12 protein-coding genes are annotated in these 26,574 nt (G+C 51.7%); 2 read left to right on the top strand and 10 right to left on the bottom strand.

Annotated elements, in window-relative coordinates; translation table 11 throughout:
* Nucleotides 1-39 precede the first annotated feature (39 nt).
* Genes DW089_RS08035 through DW089_RS08010 form a run of 6 tightly spaced genes read right to left on the bottom strand, consistent with a single transcriptional unit; the run spans nt 40 to nt 6,055 of the window.
* Nucleotides 40-1,434, bottom strand: coding sequence for an MmgE/PrpD family protein (locus tag DW089_RS08035; protein WP_105325481.1), 1,395 nt, complete (start codon nt 1,432-1,434; stop codon nt 40-42).
* A 40-nt stretch (nt 1,435-1,474) separates the two neighbouring features.
* The gene (citF, locus tag DW089_RS08030; protein ID WP_105325480.1) at nt 1,475-3,034 is read right to left on the bottom strand and encodes a citrate lyase subunit alpha; all 1,560 of its coding nucleotides are present in this window, start codon (nt 3,032-3,034) and stop codon (nt 1,475-1,477) included.
* Complete coding sequence (locus DW089_RS08025) at nt 3,034-3,930, bottom strand: CoA ester lyase (protein ID WP_118287056.1); 897 nt, start codon at nt 3,928-3,930, stop codon at nt 3,034-3,036. The genes citF and DW089_RS08025 overlap by 1 nt, the downstream gene beginning before the upstream one ends.
* Nucleotides 3,917-4,225, bottom strand: coding sequence for a citrate lyase acyl carrier protein (gene citD / locus DW089_RS08020; protein WP_118287055.1), 309 nt, complete (start codon nt 4,223-4,225; stop codon nt 3,917-3,919). Before citD ends, DW089_RS08025 begins: the two co-directional genes overlap by 14 nt.
* A 14-nt stretch (nt 4,226-4,239) precedes the next feature.
* Nucleotides 4,240-4,761, bottom strand: coding sequence for a 3-isopropylmalate dehydratase small subunit (gene leuD / locus DW089_RS08015; protein WP_105325477.1), 522 nt, complete (start codon nt 4,759-4,761; stop codon nt 4,240-4,242).
* A gap of 13 nt (nt 4,762-4,774) precedes the next feature.
* Nucleotides 4,775-6,055: an aconitase/3-isopropylmalate dehydratase large subunit family protein gene (locus DW089_RS08010; protein WP_105325476.1), complete on the bottom strand. Its 1,281-nt coding sequence runs from the start codon at nt 6,053-6,055 to the stop codon at nt 4,775-4,777.
* A 253-nt stretch (nt 6,056-6,308) separates the two neighbouring features.
* Between DW089_RS08010 and DW089_RS08005 the strand changes: the two genes are divergently transcribed.
* On the top strand, nt 6,309-7,136 hold the full coding sequence (locus DW089_RS08005; protein WP_105325475.1) for an amidohydrolase: 828 nt from the start codon (nt 6,309-6,311) through the stop codon (nt 7,134-7,136).
* 165 nt (nt 7,137-7,301) lie between these two features.
* Nucleotides 7,302-7,565 carry a LysR family transcriptional regulator gene (locus DW089_RS08000; protein WP_105325474.1) on the top strand — a complete coding sequence of 88 codons (264 nt, stop codon included), beginning with the start codon at nt 7,302-7,304 and terminating at the stop codon, nt 7,563-7,565.
* A 1,315-nt stretch (nt 7,566-8,880) separates the two neighbouring features.
* Here DW089_RS08000 and DW089_RS07995 read toward each other — a convergent pair.
* The 4 genes from DW089_RS07995 to DW089_RS07980 all read right to left on the bottom strand — a co-directional run bounded on the left by DW089_RS07995 (nt 8,881) and on the right by DW089_RS07980 (nt 25,466).
* Nucleotides 8,881-12,159: an autotransporter outer membrane beta-barrel domain-containing protein gene (locus tag DW089_RS07995; RefSeq protein WP_105325473.1), complete on the bottom strand. Its 3,279-nt coding sequence runs from the start codon at nt 12,157-12,159 to the stop codon at nt 8,881-8,883.
* Nucleotides 12,160-13,103: 944 nt separating this feature from the next.
* Nucleotides 13,104-16,526 (bottom strand): hypothetical protein, encoded by a 3,423-nt coding sequence (locus DW089_RS07990; RefSeq protein ID WP_105325472.1) that lies wholly within the window; start codon nt 16,524-16,526, stop codon nt 13,104-13,106.
* Nucleotides 16,527-17,889: 1,363 nt separating this feature from the next.
* The gene (locus DW089_RS07985) at nt 17,890-19,128 is read right to left on the bottom strand and encodes an autotransporter outer membrane beta-barrel domain-containing protein (RefSeq protein ID WP_158572343.1); all 1,239 of its coding nucleotides are present in this window, start codon (nt 19,126-19,128) and stop codon (nt 17,890-17,892) included.
* A 1,496-nt stretch (nt 19,129-20,624) separates the two neighbouring features.
* On the bottom strand, nt 20,625-25,466 hold the full coding sequence (locus DW089_RS07980; RefSeq protein ID WP_158572342.1) for a hypothetical protein: 4,842 nt from the start codon (nt 25,464-25,466) through the stop codon (nt 20,625-20,627).
* Between the last annotated feature and the right edge of the window lie 1,108 nt (nt 25,467-26,574).

Genomic DNA, 26,574 nt, shown 5'->3' with positions numbered 1-26,574 from the left:
AAAAGCTTGACTTCATTTGGGTAAGAACAAATCAGATTATTACTTTAGTACAAATATTTCTGATAAAGCATTACAATATTCTAACTGCTGGATTTGATGAATATATTGCTGATTTAGAACTCCAAATGGAGTTTTTTCTACAAGATGGGTAAATTTTGATGCCACCATATCCCAGCCGAATTTCGTCTCTTTTGTTTCTCCTATGGGTATATGCTGAGTGTGGGTCAGAATTTTCCCACTGCTTGTATAGACAACTACTTTACTGGCACTAAAATGTGAAGGATGTTCTTTTAAATATGCTTCTAAGTCAGAATCATATTTTACGATAATTCGTTCTTCAAAGCGAGACACAGTTTCATCTTTTAAACATTCTCTCAAAAATTCTGCGGAATCCAACTTTCCATAAAGCAGTACTACCGCTGTTGTAAAAGGCAGGCTGGATTGTGCACTAATCTCAGTTTTGGGATAAGGTTCTGCAAAACGAAGCAAATAACTGGATGCTCTGATTTCCACTTTTTCAATCTGCTCAGGAACCAGGTGATAGCTTTCTTTTAACTGCAAAGCTGCATCCAAAGTTGCATGAACACCTCGCAGGCAGGCAAACCGCTTAAAATAGACTTCATTAATTTTAAACAACTTCCCTAAACTATCCAATACGTGATCAGTCTCAAAACCATGGCTGCTTTGAAAGGCTTGGAAAAGTCCCCTTTTCCCTTCTAAAATTTGCGGTGATCCAGTAAATCCAGCTCTTGCCAAATCTACTGCACGCAAACCATTAAGCGCAGCCCAGGCTCCACAGAGATACTTTCCTGAGGTACCATCTTGCTGGCATTCTATAATTCCTCCAGAAAAAGTCCCTGCTAAACCCATAGCATTTGCGGCCTGGCCAGAATCGCATTTCATTATTCTGGCCAATAATGCCGCAGCTGCTACAGAACCACATACACCGGTTGCATCAAATCCCCTTTCCCTATGCATATAGGGGTTTAAAGCTTCAGCAATCCGTGCGTATACATCATACGCAGCAACAAGGGCTGCAATAGCTTCTTTACCTGAGATTTTATGCAGCTTGCCCATTATCAGTAATGTTGGAACCAGAAACGAACCAGGATGGCCCATTGCCTTACTAAAGCCATCATCCATATCTGCCATTCTGCCCATTGCGCAATAAGCGAATATCGCTGCACGTGTAGAAAGTGCGTAATCCTGCTCGCTCAAAAAAGTGAAAGTAGCTTCAGTTTTAACTTCTTCGCTGATTGATTTTGCATATTGCAGGAGGGGTACTGCAGCTGCATCAAATCGTCCATTGATGAAGTTGGCACTGGCATCTAGAATAACTTCTTTAGCGCGCTCGATGGAGGCTTTTGGCAATTGGTCATAGTGCAGATTCACTGCATAGTCCGCCAAGACTTGAGCTAATGTTTTTCTCATCATTGCACCAGCCTTCAAGGGGCATCCGTGTGGATAATCCTGTTTACTTTTTGATTTGGCGAATTACATCCAGCACGGTGCCGTCCCGATATTCTACAATGGCGGCTACTTTGTCGGTGGTTTCAATGGGTTTATAGACGCCTGTCAGGGATTCAGCCAATTGCTGCAGTTCTTCAATGGTTACCAGTTTCAAAGAGGTCTTTTCCAAATCTTCTTTCAGTTCCTGGTAATTCCGGTGTTTCGGGTTCAAGGCAATTCCGGCTTCGGTTACTACTGCTGCCACGGTTTCACCGGGGGTGCACAGGGTAAACACATGTTTTACCACGGAAGGAGTTCTGCCTCTGATGATGGGGATGGTAACAATGGAAATGGCTGCGCCGCCGGCTACATCCGGGCCGCCGCCCAGTCCGCCCATCATTTCGCCGGAGGATCCGGTGAGGATGTTTACGTTAAAGTCCGTATCGATTTCCAGGGCACCCAGTACGCCGAAGTCTTCCCGGTTCAGATAGCCGCCTTTGTTATAGGCATTGGAATAGTCGGCGTTGTCAATTTCGATAACCCCAGGACGATCCACAATGGCCCTGGCTGCTACGTTATCGAAGCTTTGGCTACAGGCAACCACCCGCACCAGTTCTTCATCATACATATCGATGATGGCTGCGGGAATGCCGCCCAGGGCAAAGCTGGCTTTGACGCCCCGTTCTTTCATCCGTTCTGCCAGATATTTGGTAATGGCAATGGGGATGGCGCCGGCGCCGGTCTGGAAGGAGAAGCCGTCTTTGAAGCGGCGGGAAGCGGAAATCAGGTCCACAGTTCGTTCAGCAATCATCAGATCCCGAGGGTTCTTGGTGAGCCGAGCAGCCCCTGCGCCAATTTTGGCAGGATCGCCGATGGAATCCACCTTCACCACATAATCCACGTACTGTTGGCTGATGCTTACCGGGCAGCAGGGATATTCCACCAGGTTGTCGGTGATGACAATCACGCAGCCGGCATTTTGGGCATCTACGAAAGAGTAACCCAGGGAGCCGCAGGCATTGGGGCCGATTTGGCCGGTGCAGTTGCCGTTATCGTCTGCAGCAGAAGCGCCGATGAAGGCTACGTCAATCTGCAGTTCGCCGGCTTCGATAGCCCGGGGCCGGGAACCGTGGGTACGGAGGATTACCGGCTTTTCCATTTCACCGGCCAACACAGCATCCCCCAATTGGCCGCGGATACCGCTGGCTTCAATCCGGTCGATGGTTCCGTCTTCAATAAAGTCCACAATGGAGGGTTGGGAAATGTTGACCACGGCGCTGGGGGCAAAACGCAGATGCTTGATGCCCAGTTTGCGGATGGCCAGAAGTACCTGACCAATGATTTTGTCCCCTTCCCGGAAGGCATGGTGGAAGGAGATGGTCATGCCATCTTGCAGGCCAGAGGCTTTGATAGCTTCCTCCAAGCTTCCCAGGAGTTTGGTATCTCCGGGAATTCTATGGCCTGCCGTACGCTTGGTAACCACAGGACCTTTCCGGGCTGGGGTTACATAGGCGCCCTGATAGGGTTTTACTACATAATCGCCGATTTTTTCCGGCAGTTTGCGTCCTAAACTATTTTCTATCATCACAAGTTACCCCCGATCTTGATTCCAGCAGCCTCTGCTTTGGCCAAGGTGGAGCGGGCCCGGAGTTCCATGGGTTTATCCACCATGCCACCGTCCAGCGTGCAAACGCCCGTATGATTCCGGGCAGCTTTCTTCAAAGCTTCCAGCACTCGGACTGCATTGATAATCTCCTTACGGGAAGGGGTAAAGCAAGCGTTTACTTTGTCAATCTGTCTGGGATGCATGCAGGTTTTGCCGTCAAAGCCCAGGGTTCTGGTCATTTCCAGATCCCGTTGAAGGCCTTCGCTGTCGTTGATATCAGAAAACACGGCGTCCTGGGCGGAAATACCGGCTTCCCGGCAGGCCATCAGGATGGTGTTCCGGGCGTAGAAGATTTCCCAACCCGGCTTGGTGCGCTGGGCGCTCATGCTGGCAGTAAAGTCTTCGGCACCCAGGGCCATGGCTGCCACCCGAGGGCTGGCCTTGGCAATTTCCCGGGCATTGAGTACGCCCAAATAGGATTCGATATTGCACCACAGGGCTATTCCGCCAACAGGCAGGCCGGCCTTCTTTTCAATGGCAGTAATTTTTTTATCCACCCGTTTGACTTCCTCAGCATATTCCACCTTGGGCAGGCGAATGGCGTCGGGCTGTGCCCGTACTGCTGCTTCCAGGTCTTCGTCCAATTCTTTGGAGTACAGGCCATTGACCCGGATCAGGATATATTTGCCGGCCGGGCGCTGGTATTTCACTGCGTTGTAGACCAAGAAACGGGCAGCATCTTTCTCGCCAGAAGAAACGGAATCTTCCAGGTCGTAAACCAGGCAGTCTTCATTATAGAAGCCAGCCTGAATCATTTTCACAGGACTGGTACCTCCAGCATAGAGGGAGGTCCGCATCAGCTCAGTTTTGGCCATGTTGATCCTCCTTTCCCCAATCGTAATGGATTTCAGCTGCTCTGCAGACCGCACATTCCATGCGGGCCCGGATGGCAAAATCCAAGGCGCCTTTATCGTACACTTCTACTCTGGCGTCCTTTACGTCAAAATTCTTCAGGACTTCCCGGATGGTAGCTTCGATAGCATCACCAAACAGGGTTTTTACAACGCTCTGCAAATCGATATCAATGCCTTTTCCCGGATTGGGAAACAGTTTAATCTGCACATCGCTGGATTCCAGCGTACCGACCAGGGCCGGTTTCTTTAATTCCATACTCGTGTGCCTCCTTAGTCTTCTTTGGCGTGGGCTTTCATATAGGGGAACAGCCCTCCGGCTTCCATGATTTCGTGTTCCAGGTTGCTGACGGCATCTCCGTGGAAAACCACACCGGTGTTTTGGTCTTTGATTTCCCCGGTGGACAGGTCAACTTCCAGGGTATCGCCGTTTTTGATCTTGCCGTCTTTGATGCCCTGGGACAAGCCCTTGACGAACAGGACCGGATAACCGTTGTTGATGGCATTCCGGTAGTAGATTCGAGAACAGGTTTCTGCCAAAATGCAGGGTACTCCGGCGTATTTCAAGCAGTATACGGCGTGTTCTCGGCTGGAACCGCAGCCAAAGTTCTTACCAGCTACAACAAAGTCCCCAGGTTTTACTTCCTTGGCAAAGTTTTCCATGCCCGGATAATATTCAAAAGCGTATTGGGGCATTTGCTTGGGGTCTGTTTCCGCCAAATATTTGTTGTGATAAATCAAATCCGTATCTACGTTATCGCTTAATACCCAGGCACGGCCAATTTGTTTGCTCATTCTGCGTTCCTCCCTATTTCAAAATATCCCGGGGGTCAGTGATGCAGCCCCGAAGTGCAGTAGCCATGGCAGACATGGGAGAAAGCAGATAGGTATGGCTCCCCTTGCCCACTTTGCCTATGAAGTTCCGGTTGTTGGTGGCTACGCCCACATCCCCTGCAGGCAGTGCACCGTAATGTTCTGCTGTGCACAGGGCACAGGTGGGATTGGTGAAAACAATGCCGGCATTCAGGAAATCCGTAACGAAGCCGTCTTTCAGGCACTGCAGTTCCACTTCCGTGGTGCAGGGGGTGATGATTACCCGGGTGCCCGGATTGATCTTACCGCCGCCTGCCATAAGCACGTCATGGGCAGCTTTAATATCTTCGTAGCGGCCGTTGGAGCAAGAACCGATATGAACCTGGTCCACATGGGTACCAGCAACTTCCCGGACAGTCTTTACATTATCCGGTGCATCGGGGCAGGAGGCCATGGGCTCCAATTCGTCCACATTGTATTCCAGAACCTGGCAGTACTCAGCATCGGGGTCAGCAGACAACGCCTTCACCCGGTCCACCACTTCTTTCCCAGCCCGTTCTACCAGCCAATCCAGTACAGGGCCATTGGGCATAATCAGGGGAACCTTGCCGCTCATTTCGGTTACCATGGAGCACAGGGTAATCCGCTCTGCCAGAGTAGCCCGTTCTACCGTATCGCCGGTGAATTCCACTGCCAGGTAGTCCATGCCGCCGGCACCCAGGTCGCCTACAATCTTGGTAAGCAGGTCACGCATACACACGCCTTTTTTGAAATGACCGGTGATGTTGATTTTCATAGTTTCCGGAACCCGGAACCAGCACAGGCCTTTCACATACGCAGCTGCTACGTCAGAGTTGCCAACGCCGGTAGCAAAGGCGCCTACGGAACCCAGCAGGTTCATATGGCTGTCCGTGCCCAGGACCACATCCCCCGGTTTGATCAGGCCGGCTTCCAGCATAACGTGTTGGCCGATGCCGTGGTTGATGTCAAACAGATGAGGAATACCTTGTCTTTTTGCAAATTCCCGGATGATTTTCTGGTTATTGGATACCTTTTCCGAATGGGAGGGTGTCTGCAAGTCAAAGGTATAGGCTACTTTATTGGGATCCCATACCTTGGCATCCTTGCCCATTTCCTTTTCAAACTGCAGCACGCAGTTGGCACCGCCGAAGTCTCTGGCGGAAGCCAGGTCCACATGGCACCAGACCCGTTCCCCTACCTTGACAGGATGGCCAGATGCACGCTCCATAATTTTTACAATGGCTGTCTTTCCCATTGAACTGCCTCCTTTTATTGCATTTCTAAAATTCAGTGAATTATCAACCGAATCTTGCCTTCACCTACATGCTACCGTTTCATCCATGTAATGAAAAGCACTTTGTATTTGTAAGTCTGCAACCAAAGGTTGCATCTAAGGACATAAAAAATCCGCAACCTAAAGTTGCGGTATCGTTCCATTTAACTGCTTTTTTATTACATAGCACTCATGATACCATGGTCTTAACAAAATAACGGAGGTTGTGGGTATTATGAGCACAAACAAATTCAGTTTCACCATGCCGCCCCAGGCATGCAATGCACACCTGCACATTATTGATCCTGCTTTCCCCAATGATGGTAAGGCAGCTTCCCAGATTGGCACTGTGAAAACCTATAAATATCTTGCAGAAAAGCTGGAATTGCCTAGAGCCATATTTGTCCAGGCGAAACCCTTTGGGAAGGACAATACCTGCCTGCTAGACGCCATCCAGAAGTTCGGGCCGGCCAACGTAAGGGGCATTGCCGTCGTAGATGCCACTGTCAGCGATAAGGAATTGGAACGGCTCCATGAAGGCGGGGTACGGGGGCTGCGTTTTAGCGTATGGAACCCAAAAAATGCAGTTGTTTCCTTTGATGACTGCTACCCTCTCAGCGAACGGGTAAAAGACCTGGGCTGGAATATCCAGTTGCATATGAGCGCCGCCCAAATTGCCGAGCATGCTGACGTCATCCGAAAAATGGACTGCAAAATTGTCATTGACCATATGGGGCGCCTGGATCCGGTGCTGGGCACCAAAGACCCGGCTTGGACGTTCATCCAGGAAATGCTGGAAAAAGGCAACACCTGGATTAAACTCACCGGTCCCTATTTGAACACCACCAGCGTATATCCTTGGGTGGATGCTACAAAAACTGCCCGTACCATTGCCGAGTTTGCTCCCCAACGGATTGTTTGGGGGACGGATTTCCCCCATGTTACGGAAAAGAAAAAGCCGGACGAATTCCAATTGGTGGAACTGCTAGCCCAATGGCTGCCCAGTGACCGGCTGAGACGCCTGGCTCTGACCGACAATCCCGCCGAACTATACGGCTTCTAATCTGTTTTCTTCCGCCTTATTGGCTTATTGCTTGTGAAACTTGAAAGCGATGCTTCTGGACTTGTTCAAAACCCTCTGTTTCTATTTCTTGAACCCCTCTGCCGAAGCATCGCTTCTTGTTACCCAAAACGAAACCGCCATAATTTGAGATGGGAGGCATCCCCTATGGAAAAAGATTTGGTAGAAACGTTTTTGACCATTGCTAAGGTCAATAATATCAGTGAAGCCTCCCGGGTGCTTTATGTATCCCAGGCTACCGTCAGCTATCGGCTAAAGCAGCTGGAACGCCAGGTAGGTGCTCAGCTGGTCCTGCGGCAGCAAGGCTCCCGGGGCACCCAACTGACACCCAACGGCAAACGACTCCTGCCCTTGGCCCAATCTTGGTTATCAGTGAACATGGCATTTGAAAATTTTCAGCCGCAAGAATAATACTGGGTGAGGTATGACCCCATACTAGCCCCGCTCTATAACTGGAGCGGGGCTAGGTGTATGCGGCGGTCGGCCGCAAAGGCTTGGGTGACGGCTGGGAAAGCCCCTTTTGCCGCGTTGCGGCATTTTCCCCCTGTGTGGGGAAAGGTTTGTCCCCATTTGGGGCTAGTGCGGACCGTTAGGTAGTCCAACAACGGAAAAATTGCCCAAGGGCAATTTTTAGCTGGAGAAAACTCTGTACCGGATTTTTGGTCGACGTTCTCAACGGGTGCGGTACAGACATCCTACTTTTGAACCCCATCCCGGCTGCGTTTTACTCTTGGGCGCAGCCACCCTTCCCCTTCTCCTGTTCGCATAGCGAACAGGTAAGGAGAAGGCATTCGGCCTACGGCCGCAGAAAAAGTCGTAGTGAACCTCATCCGTCGCCTCTGGCGACACCTTCTCCAACGCTTTACGGTCGCATCCAAATGTCAATTCAGTTTTCAAGGACATTTGGAATATGCGACCTATGTGATAGCCGTCCAAGAAGCAAGTCCGCGAGGACGCCGCTGATTGGAGTACGGCGAACCACTCAGAAGGCTTCCAGGCCCCTACCGGTCATGTAATAGACTAGAGTAGTGATGATATTTACGAACCATGTTGCTTTGCTATACCCCGTTTAGCACATGACTCGTATGGGCCTAAGACTGGCCCCTGCAAGCGTGTAGGGGCCGTCAGCCCGTAGGGATGACTGAGGAAGTTCACCCCAGCATTTACGGCGCTAGCGCCGCGAAAAATAGCTTTAATGAACTTCTATCGGTGCCTACCGGCACCACTTCCTGAGCGGTTCGCCGTATTCCGGTCATCAGCACCCTACGGGTTTGATTCCCGGACGGCTGTCGCATGGCTCGCGTATACCAAACAGCTTTTGGAAAAACTGTAGCGCTGTTTGGACGCGAACGCAACGTTTGCAGGAAGCGTTCTATATCGCTGCTGGTCAATTGTTAATCGTTACTATAGCGTCACCACTACATGAGCTATCAAATCACTACCTGTAACGGCCAGCACGTCCTCTGCCCTCCCCGCCTAACAGGAAGGGGAGGGACGGGCCACACCAAGAATCCAAGGGCCCTGGGTGGGGAAGGTTCCTTCTGCGGCGCTGGCGCCGCAATATATTCCCAAAAACACCTCTACGCTTTCGTAGAAAGCGTAGCACGTCGTCCGTTTTCTTCAGCACTACCTGTCAGCGCCCCACTCATCCCCCGATTTCAAGCAAAAAAGCCGCTCTCCAAAATCTGCATGATTTTGGAGAGCGGCTTTTTACTTTCTTTCACATTTACAGTCTCCGTGTGAGGGATGCATTAAACACCAAACCTCTTTGCTTCCCTGCCCACCCGGTCACTCTGAGATCTGCGCCCCAGGGGTTTTCCTTGGTGGCGTCGCTCTTCCAGCCCAGTTCTAACAGGGCGCTGGAGCCTTTGCTCTCCGGGGACGGGGTGCTGAGGCCATCATAGGTGGCTCTGGCAGTGCTGTCAAATTCGTAATCCCAGCCCAGGCCTGCGTAGTAGGACTGGTTCTTTTGGTAATTATGGGTCCAGCGGGCGCCCAATCTGGTGCGGTAGGAATCGGCTGCATCCAGGTTATAGTCCGCCGTGCCAAGGGCATTGTGCAGGGTTACGTCATCGCTGGTGAGATGGGTATAATTGAATCGGCCATATACATCCACGCTATCTTTGTCGGTTTGTTGGTAGATCCGGCCCAGACCCAGGCTGGCGCCGGCGTACCGGGCATGGGTGTCGTAGGTGGTATGGTAGCCTTCCAGGGCGCCCCGGAAGTCGCCGTCCATGACGCCGGCCCGGAGGCTGGCCTGGTAATATACACCGTTGTTCAGGTCCCTGCGCAAGAGCAGGCCTACGCCGCCATAGTGCTGGGTACCGTCGCCCCGGCTGCCGTTATCCAGGTGGCTGGTGTAGTTGCCTTTGCCGTATTCGGCAAAGGGCATGATGGTATCTACGGAATTATCGTTGGCAATGCGCCGTACCAGGCCCAGGTTCCCGGCGTAGCCGTTGCTGTCCACATAGGAACCGGTATCGTAGCGCATGTTCTGCCCGCCGATAGTAACGTAGGGCGTAAAGTTCTTCTGGCTTTCGCTGTTCTGGCTGGCCTGGGAAGCTGCCATAAAGCCGGCATCCAGGGCCGTATCCGCTCCTGCCCCAATGAAGTTCAGGGCTGCGGCACTGGATTCAGCAATGAGTTTGGTATCCGGAGAAAGTGTGGCCTTTTGGCCCTCCAGGACGTGCAGCACAAGGGTGTTGGCGTCCTTTTGCTTTACCTCCACCGGCCGGATCACAAACCCGGCATCCATAACCGTATCCAAGCCAGCCAGGGTTCCGTAGGTCGCCCCGTCCGCAGTGATGCCCTTGGCATCATACAGCAGGTTGATTTCGTCCCCGCCTTTAAGGGCCGTGGTCTTTTCCACGCCAGCCTGAATGGACGCCCCGGACACATCTGCCGTACCCGTTACTGTCAGCATGGTATTTCCGTTTACGGCCTCAGTTGGCACGTAGAAGTTCAGGTTCTGGAAGTGGTCCAGGTTGGCAACACTGTTGTTCAGGGTATAGACGTTCAGGGTATTGCCGGTGCTTTCGGTCTTGCCAATGCCGCCGGAGAGGCTGACACTGCTGCCCACCAGGGTTCCATACAGGTTCACGATGTTGTCGTTGGTTGCGGCGGATTCGGACTGGCCGCCGATGATACTTTGATTCACCGTGCCGCCGTAGTAGTTGACTGTGTTGCCGTTGGCGGAGCCGCTGTCGTAGTTTGTGGTAGTGAAAACTTCTACATGGTTTACATAATCGCTTTGTGTTATTTCAAAAGCTTTTGCGTAGCCGCCCCAGAGGGAATCTGCGGTGCCGCTGATCATGTTGACTGTATTGTCTTTGGCCTTGCTGGTAAGCTTAGCTTGAGTCTCAGCACCTACGTAGGTGTCGCTCAGGAATGCTATTTCATTCAAGTCGTCTCTCAACGTGCCATCTGTTCCCAACTCACCTGCAGCGCCGCCATAGGCACTGGTTACCGTGCTGTCAGAAAGGTTGACCGTATTGCCTGCGGCTGTACCTTGGAAGGCCAAGCCGCCAACCACGTGCCCATAGCGTAGTTCCTCATTGTCAATTTGTCCTGTCACATTGCTTCCTGTCAGAACGACTGTATTGCCCGTGGCCGTATCGCTCATGCTCTGTGTAAGCGTCATTCCCAGGTCAATGGCCTCATCCGCTTCAATATAGGCAGCGGTCCCACCGCCAATGACGTTGCGGGTAACAGTGCTGTCCGTCAAGAAGACGCGGTTGTCATTTGCCCTGTCACTTGCGATTATGGATAGAGAACTTGAGTTCTTCTGAGAACCATATTCCTTATAAACATATACGGCAGTGCCGGAGTTGCCGGCTATGACATTTCCTGCCTGGTAGTGATTTAAGGAAACCGTATTACCATTGCTGCTCAAGGATACAGCATAGCGCTCAGCCGAACTCGTATCGTTTACATTGAAATTTGCATTGGATTCTGTATAGCTGCCACTGGCGGTTTTGATGTGTGCCAACTGGGGCATGTCAGGTGAGCCAACCAGAGTCACCGTATTATCATTGCTCTCACCGTATAGCTGTGCTCCTTCGTTTTCCGGGTCTAAATCTGCAAAAACAAGCACATAGCCACCGAGGGCCTCGGACCAATGATTATTTCCCGAGTCGTCATCTGCGCCATACACATTTTTTAAATATATGCTGTTTCCATTGGTACTGACGTAGGCCCTCCTATCGTCCGATACATACAGATCATTTTCTGTATAACCGCCAATAACGTTATCGTTAATGCCGATGTTCTCCAAGCTGACCTTGTTTCCGTTGGCACTGCCACCCCACGTTTCACCGCCGGTTACATATGCAGATTGTTTAAGAAATCTAGATTTCACAAACACATTCGTTTGGGCTTCCGCCCCACTGCCGCTGAGGGTCCCTTCCAGTCTGATGGTATTGCCGCTGGCATCGCCCTTAGTCGTGTAGCCGCCATAGATATCCTGATAGGTAATAGGTGTAGTTGATTCATTGGTGATGGTCACTGTGTTGTTACTGGCAGCAGAAGGCTGCAGATACGGGAACAGGTCAGAGTCTTCGCCGATACGCTCTACAGAACCACCATATATTAGGCTAAACACGGTGGTATTTTTCAGCGTAACCGTATTGCCGCTGGCGTCTGCCGTAAAAGGTGCAGTGATGCTTGTATTGTCTTCATCAAGAAAAACGTAGCCGCCATAGACCGTGCCTTTGACATACGCATTTTCTGCATCCACCGTATTTTCATCGGCTTTGCCATAAGGAGAATAGCCGCCGTAGACCCTGCCCCACGTGACATAGCCCGTTTCGGTGATGGTCACCGTGTTTTTGGTGACATTGTCCCCTGCCTCGGTGCCCTGACCGCCGTAGACGTCTACCTTTACTTCCGTGTCAACCGTCGTGGTCTTTCCGGTAACATCCGCTGCAAGGGCTGGATGCAAGCCTGCCCCCGCAGCAAAAACAGCAGCCATGATAGAAGCATATAGCCATTTACTTTCTTTCCCCATAATACACCCTCCCTTACAAACATCTTGTTACGACAGTTATTACATAATACTATTATAGCAGGATTATAGGGAATTTTACATAAATTTTGGGGATTCTTGGCACGATAGAGGGTGGCTTGCGGAATAGTGCGGTCAGCGGACTTCATGGTGCTAGTGCGGGGAATCCTCGAGCGGTTCGCCGTATTCCAGTCGCCATCGCCTTGCAGGCTCGGTTCCTGGACGGCTGTCGCAGGGGTCGTATATTCCATTTCTCAGCGGCTAAGGCCTTGAGAAATGGATACGACTCCCCCCGAATGGGAAACGTCCGTCCCCTTTTGGGGCTAGTGCGGTGAGGATGGTAGCTCAACTACAGAAAAATTGCCCACGGGCAATTTTTAGCTGCAGAAAACTCTGTACCGGATTTTTGGTCGTGCGGTCTTCGGGGTGTAGTGCGAGAATCTTGGTTTTGAACCCCATCCGCCGGCGAGTGCGCCGACACCTTCCCCTTTTCCAGTGCACGCTGAGCAGTGCACTGGTAAGGAGAAGGCAGTAATTAACTTCCTCCGTCAGCCTTTGGCTGACACCTACCACACGCTTGTGGTAGGCATCCAGACCACTACTGGTCAATTGTTAGTCGTTACAATCGCATTCCCACTACATTAACTGTTAAAACACCTACAGAACCGGCCAGCACGTCCTCTGCCCTCCCCGCCTAACAGGAAGGGGAGAGACGGGCCACACCAAGAATCCAAGGCCCTGGGTGGGGAAGGCTCCTTCTGCGGCGCTGGCGCCGCAATAAAATGGCTGGAGGCAATCCATCGTGGATTGTCTCCAGCCATTTCGTATATTCTATCTTGATTCCTCAACAGCTTGAAGCCCTGCTTTTCGGGCTTCAAGCTGTTGGAAGTGCTCCGTTTTCCTGAATTCCGACTGTTACGGTACGCTCTAAACTTTCTTGCTTACGTTTAAAGTCTTCTGCTTATTGTCACCCCATATGTTACCCCTCTTTGTGCTCCGGTCCAGCCTGTCACTCGCAGATCTGCGCCCCAGGGGTTCTCTTTCGTTGCTTTGCTCTGCCAACCGAGCTCCAGCATGCCGCTGCTTCCCTGGACGCTGGGGGCGGGGGTGCTAAATTCTCTGTACTGGGCTCTGGCTTCTCCGTCAAATTCGTAATCCCAGCCCAGGCCGGCATAGATGGTGTTCTGGGCGCCCAAATGTCTGGTCCAGCGCAGGCCGAGTCTTGTCCGATAGGAGTTCACGCTGTCCAAATGGTAGTCGCCGCTGCCTAGATTGGTATGAATAGCGGTGGTATCGCTGCCCAGATGGGTCCAATAGAATTTGCCGTAGTAGTCAAAGTCGTCCTGGCCTTTGGAGATGATTTTCCCCAGGCCCAAATGGGCGGCGATATATTGGGAACCGGTATCGTAGGAGGCTCGGTGACCGGCTAGCACGCCCCGGAAATCTCCGGACAGGTATCCGGCCCGGAGCATGCCTTCGTAATGGAGGCCGCTGCGCAGGTCTCTGCGAAGCAGCAGGCCGGCTCCCAGGTAGTGCTGGTCGCCGTCGCTTCTGGCGCCGCTGTCCAGGTGGCTGGTGTAGTTGCCGTTGCCGTACTCAGCAAAGGGCATGAGGGTATCGGCGTGATTGCCGTCAAAGGTGCGTTTCACAAAGCCCAACTCGGTGTTAAGGCCCTGGCTGTCCACGTAGGAGCCGGTGTCATAGCGCAGGTCGTGGCCGCCGATGACGGCATAGGGGATAAATTTGGCTTCCACGGAATGGTCTTCCAGCCAGGCTGCTTCGTAGGCTGCCACAGCCGAGGCATAGCCCTGGGTGGCGGCCAGGTCGGAAGCGTTCACCAGTTCGCTGATGGCGGCTTCCCGCTGCTCGGGGATCAGTTTGGTATCGGGGTTCAGGAAACCTTTGTCCCCGGCGGGGATGTACAGGACAATGGTATTGGGGTCCTGTTCTTTAATGAGGACTTTGTGCTGGACAAAGCCGGGGTCCGTGACCACGTCTTTGCCGGTGATCATGCTGTAGGTGGTGCCGGTGGTGCTGATGGTATTGGCATCGTGGAGCAGGTTGATGACCTGGCCAGGGCTCAGTTTCACGCTGTCGTCAATGCCGCCGTTCACTGCTGCTCCATGGACATCCGCTGTGTCCGTGACTTCCAGCATGGTCTCTCCCGGAACGGTGCCGGCCGGCACGTAGAAGTTCAGGGTCTGGAAGTAGTCCAGATTCTTGACGGTCTGGTCTTTGGTGTAAAAATTCAGGGTGTTGCCGGTGCTTTCGAGTTCGCTATAGCCGCCGTAGAGGCTCATCATGGTGCCTAAGGTGCCTCCGGTGATGGTGACCGTGTTATCGTTGGCTGCGCCCTGTACCGATGCGCCGCCCACGATGTAGTTGGTGTCCCCTTCCGTCGTGCCAATGGTACCGCCGGAAATGGTCAGGGTATTGCCTGTAGCATCGCCGCTGACGGTGGTGCCGGCAGCTACGTTTTGTGCGACTGTGCCGCCGGAGATGGAAACGCTATTGTCCGAGACGGTACTGGCGCCTTCGGCTTCGGCACCTTCGCCGCCAATTACATAATAAGTGACAGTACCGCCGCTAAGGGAAACATGGTTTCCTGAAATGGTCCCTTCTTCGCCCAGGATGGTGGCCCCGCCTACCAGTCTGGCAGCGGTACCGCCGCTCATGCTGGCGGTATTATCTTTGACGTTGGTGCCGCCATAGCCGCCTACGGCCGCTGTAATATCCCCGTCATAGACGTAGAGGGTATTCCCGGTAGTATCGCCTTTTGCTAGATTTTCCGTATTTCCTTCTGCATTGGTATACTCCAGTTCATTGGCCCGGCCAGCGGCTGCGGTGAAAATAGTGCCGCCTTTGATGATCAAAGTATTGCCGGTGGCGTCGCCGGTCTCTGTCACACCCGCTGGCAGTGAGGCAATGGGTTCGTATTCGGCGGCTGAGCCTGTAGCCCCGCCGTACACATTGAAATAAGTGCCGCCCTCCACGGTTACAGTGTTGTCAGAAGCTGTGCCTATGAGAGCCCGGCCGCCGACGATTTCTTTCATCTGTGTATCGGCGGTGACATTGGTAAGGGAAACGGTATTGCCCGAAGCGGTACCATGTGCAGTATAGCCGCCATAGGCATCGCCGCTTAGGGTGGTGCTCGTCAGGCTGGTGGTGTTACCCGTGGCATCGCCGTAAACAGTATAGCCGCCGTAGACATCGCCAGAAAGGGAGACATCAGAAATTTTGACAGTGTTTTGGGACGCATCACCCACCGGTGCGGTCGCTGTGGGAATATAATAATCAACATAAAGGTTCACATAGCCGCCGTACACATTGCCTGCAGCAGCTGCTGTGCCGCTGATTTCCACGGTGTTGCCGGTGGCATTTGTGGGATTGGGGGTAAGGGAATAGGAAGTACCGGCATTGAGTGCCGCGCCTCCAGCTACATTTCCTCCCACGGTGCCGCTGGAAATTTTGACGGTATTATTGGCAGCATTGCCTAAAAGGGAGCCGCCGCCATAGACATTGCCTGCAACAGCTGCTGTGCCGCTGATTTCTACGCTATTCTGGTCGGCGCTGCCAAAGGGAGCCCAGCCACCGCTGGCAGCGGGCATTTGGCTGTCATTATAGGTAATTTCACCGCCGGTGAGGGTGACCTGGTTGTTGGATGACGTTCCTCCATAACCATTTGCATAGCCGCCTATCAGCATATAATGATCCGTTCCGCCGCTCATAATCACACGATTGTTTGCCGTGTTTTCCCCATTGCCTCCGATTGCCTGGTTCACAACGCCGCTTTTGACTTCCACCGTGTTGGCATTGGCGTCACCCTTTAGGGAAAAACCGCCATAGGTAGTGCCGATATTATCGGCTGCCGTATCAATCAGGACGTAGTTTCCCAGCGCATCGCCTGCATCAACAAACCCACCGTAGTTTGGGCCTGAAGAACCATAGATTTCCACCCGGTTATTGCTGGCATTATTGCCATTCCCACCTGTTATAGAGCCAACGGCACTTGTACTAGCAATGATGACGGTATTCCCCTCAGCTGGTCCAGAAGAGTAACCTCCAACGATATCCAGGCTGGTAAGGCTGCTGTTTGTGACAGTTACCGTATTCTTTGACGCGCTGCCTGCTTGTTCATCAGCAGCCTTACCACCATAAACGGTTGCTCTTTTCAGGTCCAGCGTAGCCTCCGTAACGGTCAGTGTATTGCCGCTGGCTGTACCGGTATCGCTGTTGCCGGTCGTTTCCGCCTGGGTAATAGCACCCGTCACGGTAACCGGATCCGCCATAGCCGGAGCGGCATACAACCCCATACCCAAAATGCTGGAAAGAATCACCGCTGTGCAGCTGCGCTGCTCTTTACTCCCCATAAAAATTGTCAGAAGTCCCCTTAGGACAGCTGGCCTGCCTCCCTTCACCTATACCGAAAATGCCCCCTAAGACATTTTCGCACCAAACCTCCAATGTGGCCAAATTGCTTGTTAAAGAGTGAGATACTTTTTTATACCCGTATTATAGCATGAGAGTAGAAATGTAGTTATTATATTTCGGACAATTTTCTAGGAGTGGTTATTTGTGGAAAGGGATTATGGGTTTTGGGTGGGGCTCGCTGTGTCCCCTATTGGCACCTACGGTGCCACTTTCCCTAAGGGAAAGGTTTGTCCCCATTTGGGGCTAGTGCGGTGAGGACGGTAGCTCAACTACAGAAAAATTGCCCTTAGGCAATTTTTTGCTGGAGAAAACTCTGTACCGGATTTTTGGTCGATGTTCTCAACGGGTGTAGTGCGGGTATCCTACTTTTGAACCCCATTCGCCGGCGAATTCGCCGGCACCTTCCCCTTTTCCAGTGCACGCCAAGCAGTGCACTGGTAAGGCGAAGGCAATAATTAAACTTTCTCCGTCAGTCACGCAGTGACTGACACCTCTTTAGTGGTTCGCGGCTAGCTGCGCAGCTGCGTCCTATGGACTTGCTTTGCAGGCCGCTATCACATGGGTCGTGTATACCAAACAGCTTTTAGAATACTTGTAGCGCTGTTTGGACACGACCGCAATGCTTGAAAGAGGCTTCCAAACCACTACTGGCCAAGTAAAATCTAAAATATAGTGCTGATAAGAAACTGAACCGTGGTGTTTATGCATGCTTCCTGCAAACGTGTAGGAAGTGGCGCCGCAAGGCGTCGATAGAGGTTTGGTTCTTGCATATGCGGTGCTAGCGCCGTGAAAAGGCTGGTTAAACTTCCTCCGTCAGCCTTTGGCTGACACCTACCACAGCGGTTCGCCGTATTCCATTCGCCATCGCCTTACAGGCTTGGCTCCTGGACGGCTGTCGCATGGCTCACATTAGCCAAGAGCCTTTTGGCTCTTGGATGTGAACGCAACGCTTGTGGTAGGCTTCCAAACCACTACTGGTCAATTGTTAATCGTTACGATAGCTTTACCACTACATTCACTATCAAAAACACCTACAGAACCGGCCAGCACGTCCTCTGCCCTCCCCGCCTATGAGGAAGGGGAGGGACGGGCCACACCAAGTATTCAAGGGCCCTGGGTGGGGAAGGCTCCTTCTGCGGCGCTGGCGCCGCAATAAAATGGCTGGAGGCAATCCATCACGGATTGTCTCCAGCCATTTCGTATATTCTATCTTGATTCCTCAACAGCTTGAAGTCTGTTTTTTAGGCTTCAAGCTGTTGGACGTTCTCCCCTTGTACTATTTCTCTATTTCCTACTTTTACCTTAGAACTTATACTTCAGTGCAAATGTGAACGCATTGCTCTTCACGCTGCTGCCTTTCTGGTACTGGTAGCCGATGCCGTAGGTCATGCGGCCGTGTTCGGCTTCCAGGCCCAATCTGCCGTAGAAGCTGCCGTCGTCGGCGACTTCATACCCGAAGGTATCGGCAGCGCCGTTCAGGCTGACTCTGTCGTTGCCGTCTCTGTCGCCGAAGGTCCACAGGTAGCCTACTTCAGCCACAGGTTTCAGGGTCCAGCTACCGGTCTTTACGGTGTTGGTGTACCGTACGCCCAAGGGTGCCAGCCACAGGTTGGAGGCGTCGCTGTCGTGGTGGATGCCCAGGCTGTCGGTGTAGTCGCCGTAGTCCAGGTGTGCGTAGCGGATGCCTACGTACGGGGTCAGGCTGCCGCCGGCTACGTCAAAGTGCTGCTCTGCCCGGACGCCGGCGCTGAAGGCGTTGGAATCCACGGAGCCGGTGACTTCTTTGCCGCTGCCGTTGAGGGTGAGGTCGTTCTTGCCGCGCAGCCAGGAGATGTCTCCCAAGTAGGAGGTGCGGCCCTGCTCCACTCTGCCGTACAGGCTGGCACCGTAGTATTTGGCTTCGTTCTTCACGCTGGTGCCCAGGGTGTTGCCGTCGATGTCGCCATCGATGTAGGTCAGGGCTGCACCGGCGGTTACGCCGTTCTTGCTGTACAGGTCGGCGCCGGCTACGATACCGTTATACTGGCTGTCGTAGTTTGCTCCGCCCATGGCGTCCAAGGACAGGCCGTCGATGTCTTCTTTGTCGTGGATGTAGTGGGCCCAAACGTCCTTATCTTCGTCGTGGTTTGCCAGATGGTTCATCACGGCGTTGTCAAACAGGTTGTTTGCTGCATACAGGCTATGCTGCACGCCGCCCAGTTCGCTCATTGCGTTGACGCTGTTCATAGCGGCTGCCTGGCCAGCGGTGGTGGGGTTAATCTGGTCGTTGGCGGCTGCGTTAAAGTAGTCTGCTGCTGCGCCGGTGCCGGCGATGGCTGCATTCACTACATTCGGAGCATTCAGGGCATTGCCGTAGACGTTTTTAGCGTCCTGGTTTTCTGTGGTAACAGAGAACTTGCTGGCACTGTTGTCATCTGCGCCCACAAATTTCAGCAGCTTGTTGTGGGCCAGTACCTGTCCGGCGCCGGCTCCAGCTGCGGCGTAGGCGTTGTTGCCGCTTTGGACGTTGCCGCCGCTGAGGATATTGGCGGAAAAGTTCAACCCAAGGAAAGACGCATTTTTAACAGCTGCCCAGCATAACGAAAAGCAGGCAGCCACCAAACGGGATTAAGGAGGTCTGCCTGCTTTTCACAAAGTGGGAATTATGATCATGCTCCCAGGGGGAGCCAACCATCGGTATGAACGTGCTCAGGGTGGTTGGGTGGTTAACCCATACGCTCTTGTTGAAGCTCTAGTATCATCATAACAGCAATAAAAGTGGTTTTCAATTATACGAAAGTATACACTTTTATCTTTTTATCAGTTTTTATGCGTTTTTTCTTGCTTTTTATGCGATAAAGGAAAATAAAATATGCCGGGAATGGGACTTGCGGACAAGGCAGTGTTTGGGCTGTCAGAAGCGATTAGAACGGGTTCTGGGGTTGCTGGTCCAGGTATTAGCCTGGAAAAGCTGGAAAATTGCTTTGTTAACACTTTAGTGTGTTGTATTTCATTTTATTCATGTTATAATAAAGATACAAGCAATGAATTTCTAGGAACCGATTTCACAAGGTATAGGTAATTCATTATTGACGGACATGCGTTTTTCACTTGTGGACGGAGGACGAGAAATCCACGGCTTTAGCAGAGCTTCTCCCCCATGGAGTTCTGCGGCGATAACCTATCCCCCGCAGGTATGTTCCCTCCCCTTGGAACGAATCCTGCCTCCTTTCCCGTTTTGTTTTTGAAAAAGACAGCCTGTGTTGCCACCCCCATTGGCACACAGGCTGTCTTTTTTGGTTGTGGGGGGAGATGCAGTACGGTCAGCGAACTTCCTGGTGCTGGTGCAGGGAATCCTCGCGAATTTTTAATAACAGTACGGTCGGCAGGGTCTAGCACTGGTGCCGGGGTTTGAGAAGCAACTACAGAAAAATTGCCCAAGGGCAATTTTTAGCTGGAGAAAACTCTGTACCGGATTTTTGGTCGACGTTCTCAACGGGTGTGGTGCAGGCAGCCTACTTTTGAACCCCATCCCGGCTGCGTTTTACTCTTGGGCGCAGCCACCCTTCCCCTTCTCCAGTGCACGCCAAGCAGTGCACTGGTAAGTGGAAGGCAGACGCGGCGCCGGCGCCGCGAAAAGCTTTGATAAACTTCTATCGTCGCCTATGGCGACACTTCCTACACGCTTGCAGGAAGCGTTCTATAGCCACTACTGGTCAATTGTTAATCGTTACGATAGCTTTACCACTACATTCGCTATCAAAAACATCTACAGTCCCGGCCAGCACTACCCCATGCCCTCCCCGCCTATGAGGAAGGGGAGGGACAGGCCACACCAAGAATCCAAGGCCCTGGGTGGGGAAGGCTCCTTCTGCGGCGCTGGCGCCGCCATATATTCTGAAAAAGCACCGCACAGTTTCGTAGAAACTGTAGTACGTCGTCCTTTTTCTTCAGCACTACCTGTCAGCCCCCATCCAATCCCCCGATTTCACACAAAAAAGCATTCCGCCAAAAGTTCTATACTTCTGGCGGAATGCTTTTTTTACCTTATTTCACATTTACATACGTCTTGTAATCGTTACACCATATGTGAAGCCTTGTTTCACTCCGTTCCACCCGGTGACTCTCACATCGGCACCCCAGGGGTTCTCTTTCGTAACTTTGCTCTGCCAACCTAATTCCAGGAATTCGCTGGATCCTTTCATGCTGGCGTCGGGGGTGGTGTAGTCTCTATACCGGGCGGTGGCTTTGCCGTCAAATTCGTAATCCCAACCTAAGCCGGCGTAGAAGGTGGTGGTGTCTTCATCCAGATGTTTGGTCCACCGGAAGCCCAAGCGGGTCCAATAGGAATTGACGCTGTCCAGTTCGTAATCGGCGCTGCCTAAGCTGCTGTGCAGGGTGACGCTGTCGCCGCCCAGATGGGAATAGAAGAATTTGCCGTACAGGTTGTAGTCGTTGCTGTCCTGGCGGTAAATCTTGCCCAGGCCGGCGTGAGCGGCGATGTAGCCTGCTCCGGAGTTATAGGTGGTGCGGTAGCCGGCAATGCGGCCGGCATAGTCGCCGTTAAGGCGGCCGGCCCGCACCAGGCCTTCGTAGTGGACGCCGTTTTCCTGGTCTCTGCGAAGGAGGATGCCGGCGCCTACATACCGCTGGCTGCCGTCGCCCCGGGTACCGTTTTTGTAGATGGTGTAGTTGCCGGTACCGTATTCTACAAAGGGCATGATGGTGTCGGCGTAGTCTTTCTTGAAGATTCTCCGGACAAAACCCAGTTCGCCGTTGAAACCATTGGTATCCACGGTAGAACTGCTGTTGTAGCGCAGGTTGTGACCACCCAGCATGACGTAGGGGGTAAACTTGGCTTCTACATCCCGTTCTTCTCTAGCTGCGATTTCTTCTGCGCTGAGGGTTACGTTGGCGTTTTTGGCGTCTGCGGCGTCAAGGGGTGAAGCGGCCACCATGGAAGTGCTTTGTCTGATGCTCATACCTGCCGGGCTGGAAATGTAGGGGCTGCCCATCATATCCATGGCGGCATGGTCGTCTTCCCGAAGCCGAGCGGCTTCGTGGCTTTCGGCCCAGGCGGTCAGGGCTGCCTGGAGACCGTCGGTGACGGCGGCATCGGAGCCATTGGCTACCGTGCTAGCAGCATTGGCTTGGCCGTCAGCGATCACCTCTGTATCCGGGTGCAGAATGGGCTGGCTGTCGATGGGCACATACAGGACAATGGTGTTGGCGTCCTGGGGCTTAATGTAAGCCCGACGCTGGAGGAAGGCGGCGTCGGTAACGATGTCCTTGCCGTCCATCATGGCGTAGCTGGTGTCCTTGGTGTTGATTTCGCTATTTCCGTCGTGGATCAGGTTGATGACTTCGCCCGGGTTCAGCTGGGTGGTATCCTCCACCCCGGCGTTAATGGCTGCGCCGTGAACGTCGGCGGTGCCCGTAACCTCCAGCATGGTATCCCCAGCCTTGGCGTTTGCTGGCACGTAGAAGTTCAGGGTCTGGAAATAGCCCAGATTTTCTACCGTGTTGTCCTTGGTGTAGAGATTCAGCGTATTGCCGGTGCTTTCGGTGGTGCTGTAGCCGCCGTAGAGGCTCATCATGTGGCCCAGAGTACCGGCATAGACGTTGACGGTGTTGCTATCGGCTGCGCCGTTATCCGTATAGCCTGCGGCAATCAGGTTGCCGTTGGTAATGGGATTGCCGTCATCATCTACAGCCTCGGTGGTGCCGATGGTACCGCCAGAAATATTCAGGGTGTTGCCAGTAGTTTCACCACTTGGCGTTTTGCCGCCAATCAGGTTCTTTTGGATGGTACCGCCTTCCACCGTAACAGTATTGCCATAGGTATCACCAGGCATAGTCGTGTACGCACCAATGACATTATCAGCCGTTACGCCGCTGCCAAGGGTTACTTCGTTTTCAAACACATGGCTGCTCACGTCAGCCGAGCTTTCTTCTGTGCTTTTGGTTACATAACCGCCGTAGATATTTTCTGCGGTAACACTGCCGCCGCTAATATCCACCTTGTTCCAATAGGCACAGGGATCTCTGAGAACAGTTAGGCCCTCGTAAGTGTATTGTGATAGCCCGGAAGATTTGCCGCCAGCAATCGTAGAAGCACCGGAAATATTGGCCGTCGTAATGGTCAGCTGATTTTCAAGGGCAACATTGTCACTTTCGCCAGCATAAATGGTTTGTGCATCGGTTATAGAGGTTCCCGTAATCTCCAATTGGTTATTATGGGCCATAATGTTTCCTTTGCCGCCTATCAGAAGTGAAGCTTCTGGTGGAATTGGCTCGCCGTTCGTTTCTGTCTCATAGGTCAGAGAACCTCCCGAGATAGTAAGTTTGTTGTTTTCGGAAGTTTCATTAGCATAAGCATTAACAAGCATCTGCAAACCCGAGATTTTGGCATTGGTCAGGGTTGTAGAATTGTCGAGGGCATTTTCATTGGCATTATTCGCAACAAGCATAAGCATATTGCTTACTCTAGAATCGGAGATGGAAAACGTATTATTGGAAACCGTCCTGCCATAGGCTCCTATAAGAGTAGAGGAATTGCTGTTGGAAAAAGCCAAATCACTGCCTGTAATGGAAAATTTGTTATCACTGGTGGTTTCGTCGTTTTTGCTGCCATAGATTTGGCTAAGGCCTGTAATGGTGGAAGTATCAATAGATAATGCATTGTCCTTGGCATAGCTGTTATTTCCGCTAGCCACAGCTAATTCAAGGTTATCTCCAGTAATGGTTGCCTCTTTCAGGTTGACTTTGTTTCCGGAAACATTTCCATTATAGGCATAACCCCCATAAAGTTGTTCCAGATTTGTCAGCTCTGTGGCTTCTATATTCACTTCATTGTTTTTAGCTTCATAAAAGTCATCCTTACTATAACCATGGGAATAGCCGCCATAGATTGCCGCAACCTGGCTTTTATCCATTTGGGAAAGCGAAACTTTGTTATTGGAAACAGCGTCATGACCTGCATACCCGCCATACAAAGACGCATTTTCTGTAAGTGTGGATTTCTCCAGTTGTATGGAGTTCTTTTCAACGGTTCCCTCAAAATGGCTATAGCCGCCATACAAGGAATCAACACCTACTTCTGAATTGTTCTTAACAATGACGTTATTGTCCGATACATTCCCTTCAAAAGAGAGTCCGCCATATAAGGAGGTATCCCCGTACACCGAGGAATTGTCTAAGGTGACTGTATTCTGACTGACGTTTCCTTCTTCAGATTTGCCGCCAAAAATACCCCTCGCTTCAAGTTTCGTCCAGTTATAGTCTGGTGTCTCTGTTCCCAAAGCAGCGGTTGTATTGGTCAAGGTTACTGTATTAGTTGATGCATTTAAACCGCTGTAGCCTCCGTAGATGTTGGAGATTTCGGTCCCGATGGTACTGTCATTGATGGAAACGTGGTTATCAATGGCTTGTCCTCCATCAAAGTCATCTCCATCCGAAATATTGGTTGCTACCCCGCCGGCAATCGTATGGGTGATTTGACGGAATTCGCTCCAATGGCTATAGGAATCCGACCGACTTACTGTAACTGGCAAAGAGGCCTCTTCATCCCCTACACTTGCGCTGTAAATCTGGACCTGATTCTGTATGGCATTTTCAAACGTGGCCTGGCCGCCAATTACTGTAGACCCAATGATAGGCTTTGTAGAACCATCTTTTTTGCCAATGGTCACGCTATTTTTTTCGGCAGAAATGGAACTGCCATTCCATTCAAACATGCCCTCTGAATATCCGCCCCAAATGTTGGCGACGCTTCCACTGATTACATCTACTGTATTAGAAACGGCACCGCCATGGCTCATGCCGCCAAATACGCCGTCAATACTGGAATCACCCTGGATTGTCACGTGGTTTTCAATGGCGCTGAAGCCCAAGTAAGCGGTTTCGAAATCACCGCCCTGTCTATTGGCATTGGCATAAGCAGAACCACCGATAACCATATGGCTAATACTATCCGTGATGGAAACCGTATTGTATTTTACATCCCCATTGGGGCAGAGATAGTTTGCTTCAGAAAAACCGCCAATAATCACGGCATCGTAACCATAGGAACCAGAAAAAGTTACAGCATTGGAATTGGCTTCTCCGAAGTAATTCATGCCGCCTACCATAATATCGTTTAGACCGATGTTTCTGGCTATTATGGTGTTATTTGCAGCCGTGCCCTGGGTAGCATAGCCGCCGTACACCTTACTATAAAAGTTGTCCTTTATTGTGGAAATGGTATTCTCCGTAATACCTTCTTTGCTATAGGTGCCGTCTGCTTCCTTTTGGGCAGTAGTCCCCAGATACACAGCATTTTTAACCACCGAAGCAGTTCCCGCGTCAAAATAGTACCTATGGATCCAAATAGATTGAGGATCGTCAGGTATTCCCTGGGCGCCGCCATAGACTGATACTTCACCAGCATTTTTAACTGCTGCAGCAGTCACCGTATTTCCAGAAATCGTAAATTGTTCCTTATCGTTATCGACCTGGGGTTCGCCTACTGTCTCAACAGTAGGCTCTTTTGTTGCTTTATAATCACTGAGAAAGCCACCAAAAAGGAAAACCTTACCGCCTTCCTGCCCAATAGCAGTATTGCCGGCAATGGTCAGACTGTTATTACTCACCGTCGTTGCTGCAGAATTCAGATTAGAAGCCACCACGCCGCCAAAGATATTGGAGCCGGGGCCAGAAGCTGGGATTGTTCCCCCGGAAATGGTCAGCGTATTGCCAGAGGCAGAAGTTTTGCTGCCAATACCGCCGTTATCCAGATTAATCGCAGTCGTTTGCACGCCGCTGGTTTTGGTTTCGACCTTTACTTCGTCCCCGCTGATGGTCTTCGTCTCTGCCCAAGCAGGTACTGCGTACAGACCCATCCCCAGAATACTGCTAAGCACCAATACCGTCAAAAGCTGTTTTCTTTGTCTAAAACTGTGTTGTTTTCTACCATTGTTATTCCCCATTTTTATGCCAGTGCCCCCTACGGCACCGACTTTCCCCCTTTCGCAAGGCAAGCAAAGGTTTTCCCGCAACCTTTGAGTTATAAGGTTTTTGTTATAATATTTATCACATCTTTCTACTTTATTATAGTCTTGTTCTTTTATAAAGTCTAAGGAAAGAATAGTTATAGACAGGAACTAAATTGCATGAAAGGATAAGTGTACAGAAAGGTACATGATACAAGGGAGTGTGTGGTAGAGCGTTAAAGAGTACAAAAAATTGTGTGGGTGGAGGGGATAGGCAAAACTGCTGTTGTGATTTCCCTATTGGCACCTGCTGGGGCCAGTTTCCCTAAGGGAAAGGTCTGTCCCCGCTGGGGCTAGTACAGTGAGAATGGTAACTCAACTACAGAAAATTTTGTACCCGGATTTTTGGTCGACATTCTCAACGGGTGTAGTGCAGACATTCTACTTTTGAACCCCATCCGCCGGCGAGTTCGCCGGCACCTTCCCCTTTTCCTGTTCGCATAGCGAACAGGTAAGTGGAAGGCAGTAATTAACTTCCTCCGTCAGCCTTTGGCTGACACCTACCACACGCTTGTGGTAGGCTTCCAGACCACCACTGGTCAATTGCTCATCGTTACGATAGCTTTACCACTACATTCACAATCAAAAACTCCTACAGAACCGGCCAGCACTACCCGATGCCCTCCCCGCCTAACAGGAAGGGGAGGGACGGGCCACACCAAGAATCCAAGGGCCCTGGGTGGGGAAGGTTCCTTCTGCGGCCAAGGGCTGCGGAAAAGCAACACTTTTTTATCAAACAGAATATATTTATTTTGCTATTTGTTCCTTTATGAAACTCTCTTCGTCACCTTCCGGTGCCACCTCTCGAGTGGTTCGCCGTGTTCCAATCAGCAGCGTCCTTACAATTAGAAACTTTCTCCGTCAGCCCCCTTTCCACCACCCTACGGGCTGTTCCCCTTCCCCGTAAACGTGGAAGGTAGTGGCTGCCACCTCCTTCACGCTTGGTGTGCTCCCCGTCAAGTAGACAGTTCCTAATAAT

It is taken from the genome of Acidaminococcus sp. AM05-11, assembly GCF_003472805.1.
Lineage (GTDB): Bacteria > Bacillota > Negativicutes > Acidaminococcales > Acidaminococcaceae > Acidaminococcus > Acidaminococcus hominis.
Note: the sequence above shows the minus strand (reverse complement) of the source record. Positions and strands in the feature narration are given on the sequence as shown.

Bases quoted from the DNA above. Each gene is read 5' to 3' on its own strand.
- DW089_RS08035 (WP_105325481.1), bottom strand. From the start codon at position 1,434: ATGATGAGAAAAACATTAGCTCAAGTCTTGGCGGACTATGCAGTGAAT.
- citF (WP_105325480.1), bottom strand. From the start codon at position 3,034: ATGATAGAAAATAGTTTAGGACGCAAACTGCCGGAAAAAATCGGCGAT.
- DW089_RS08025 (WP_118287056.1), bottom strand. From the start codon at position 3,930: ATGGCCAAAACTGAGCTGATGCGGACCTCCCTCTATGCTGGAGGTACC.
- citD (WP_118287055.1), bottom strand. From the start codon at position 4,225: ATGGAATTAAAGAAACCGGCCCTGGTCGGTACGCTGGAATCCAGCGAT.
- leuD (WP_105325477.1), bottom strand. From the start codon at position 4,761: ATGAGCAAACAAATTGGCCGTGCCTGGGTATTAAGCGATAACGTAGAT.
- DW089_RS08010 (WP_105325476.1), bottom strand. From the start codon at position 6,055: ATGGGAAAGACAGCCATTGTAAAAATTATGGAGCGTGCATCTGGCCAT.
- DW089_RS08005 (WP_105325475.1), top strand. From the start codon at position 6,309: ATGAGCACAAACAAATTCAGTTTCACCATGCCGCCCCAGGCATGCAAT.
- DW089_RS08000 (WP_105325474.1), top strand. From the start codon at position 7,302: ATGGAAAAAGATTTGGTAGAAACGTTTTTGACCATTGCTAAGGTCAAT.
- DW089_RS07995 (WP_105325473.1), bottom strand. From the start codon at position 12,159: ATGGGGAAAGAAAGTAAATGGCTATATGCTTCTATCATGGCTGCTGTT.
- DW089_RS07990 (WP_105325472.1), bottom strand. From the start codon at position 16,526: ATGGGGAGTAAAGAGCAGCGCAGCTGCACAGCGGTGATTCTTTCCAGC.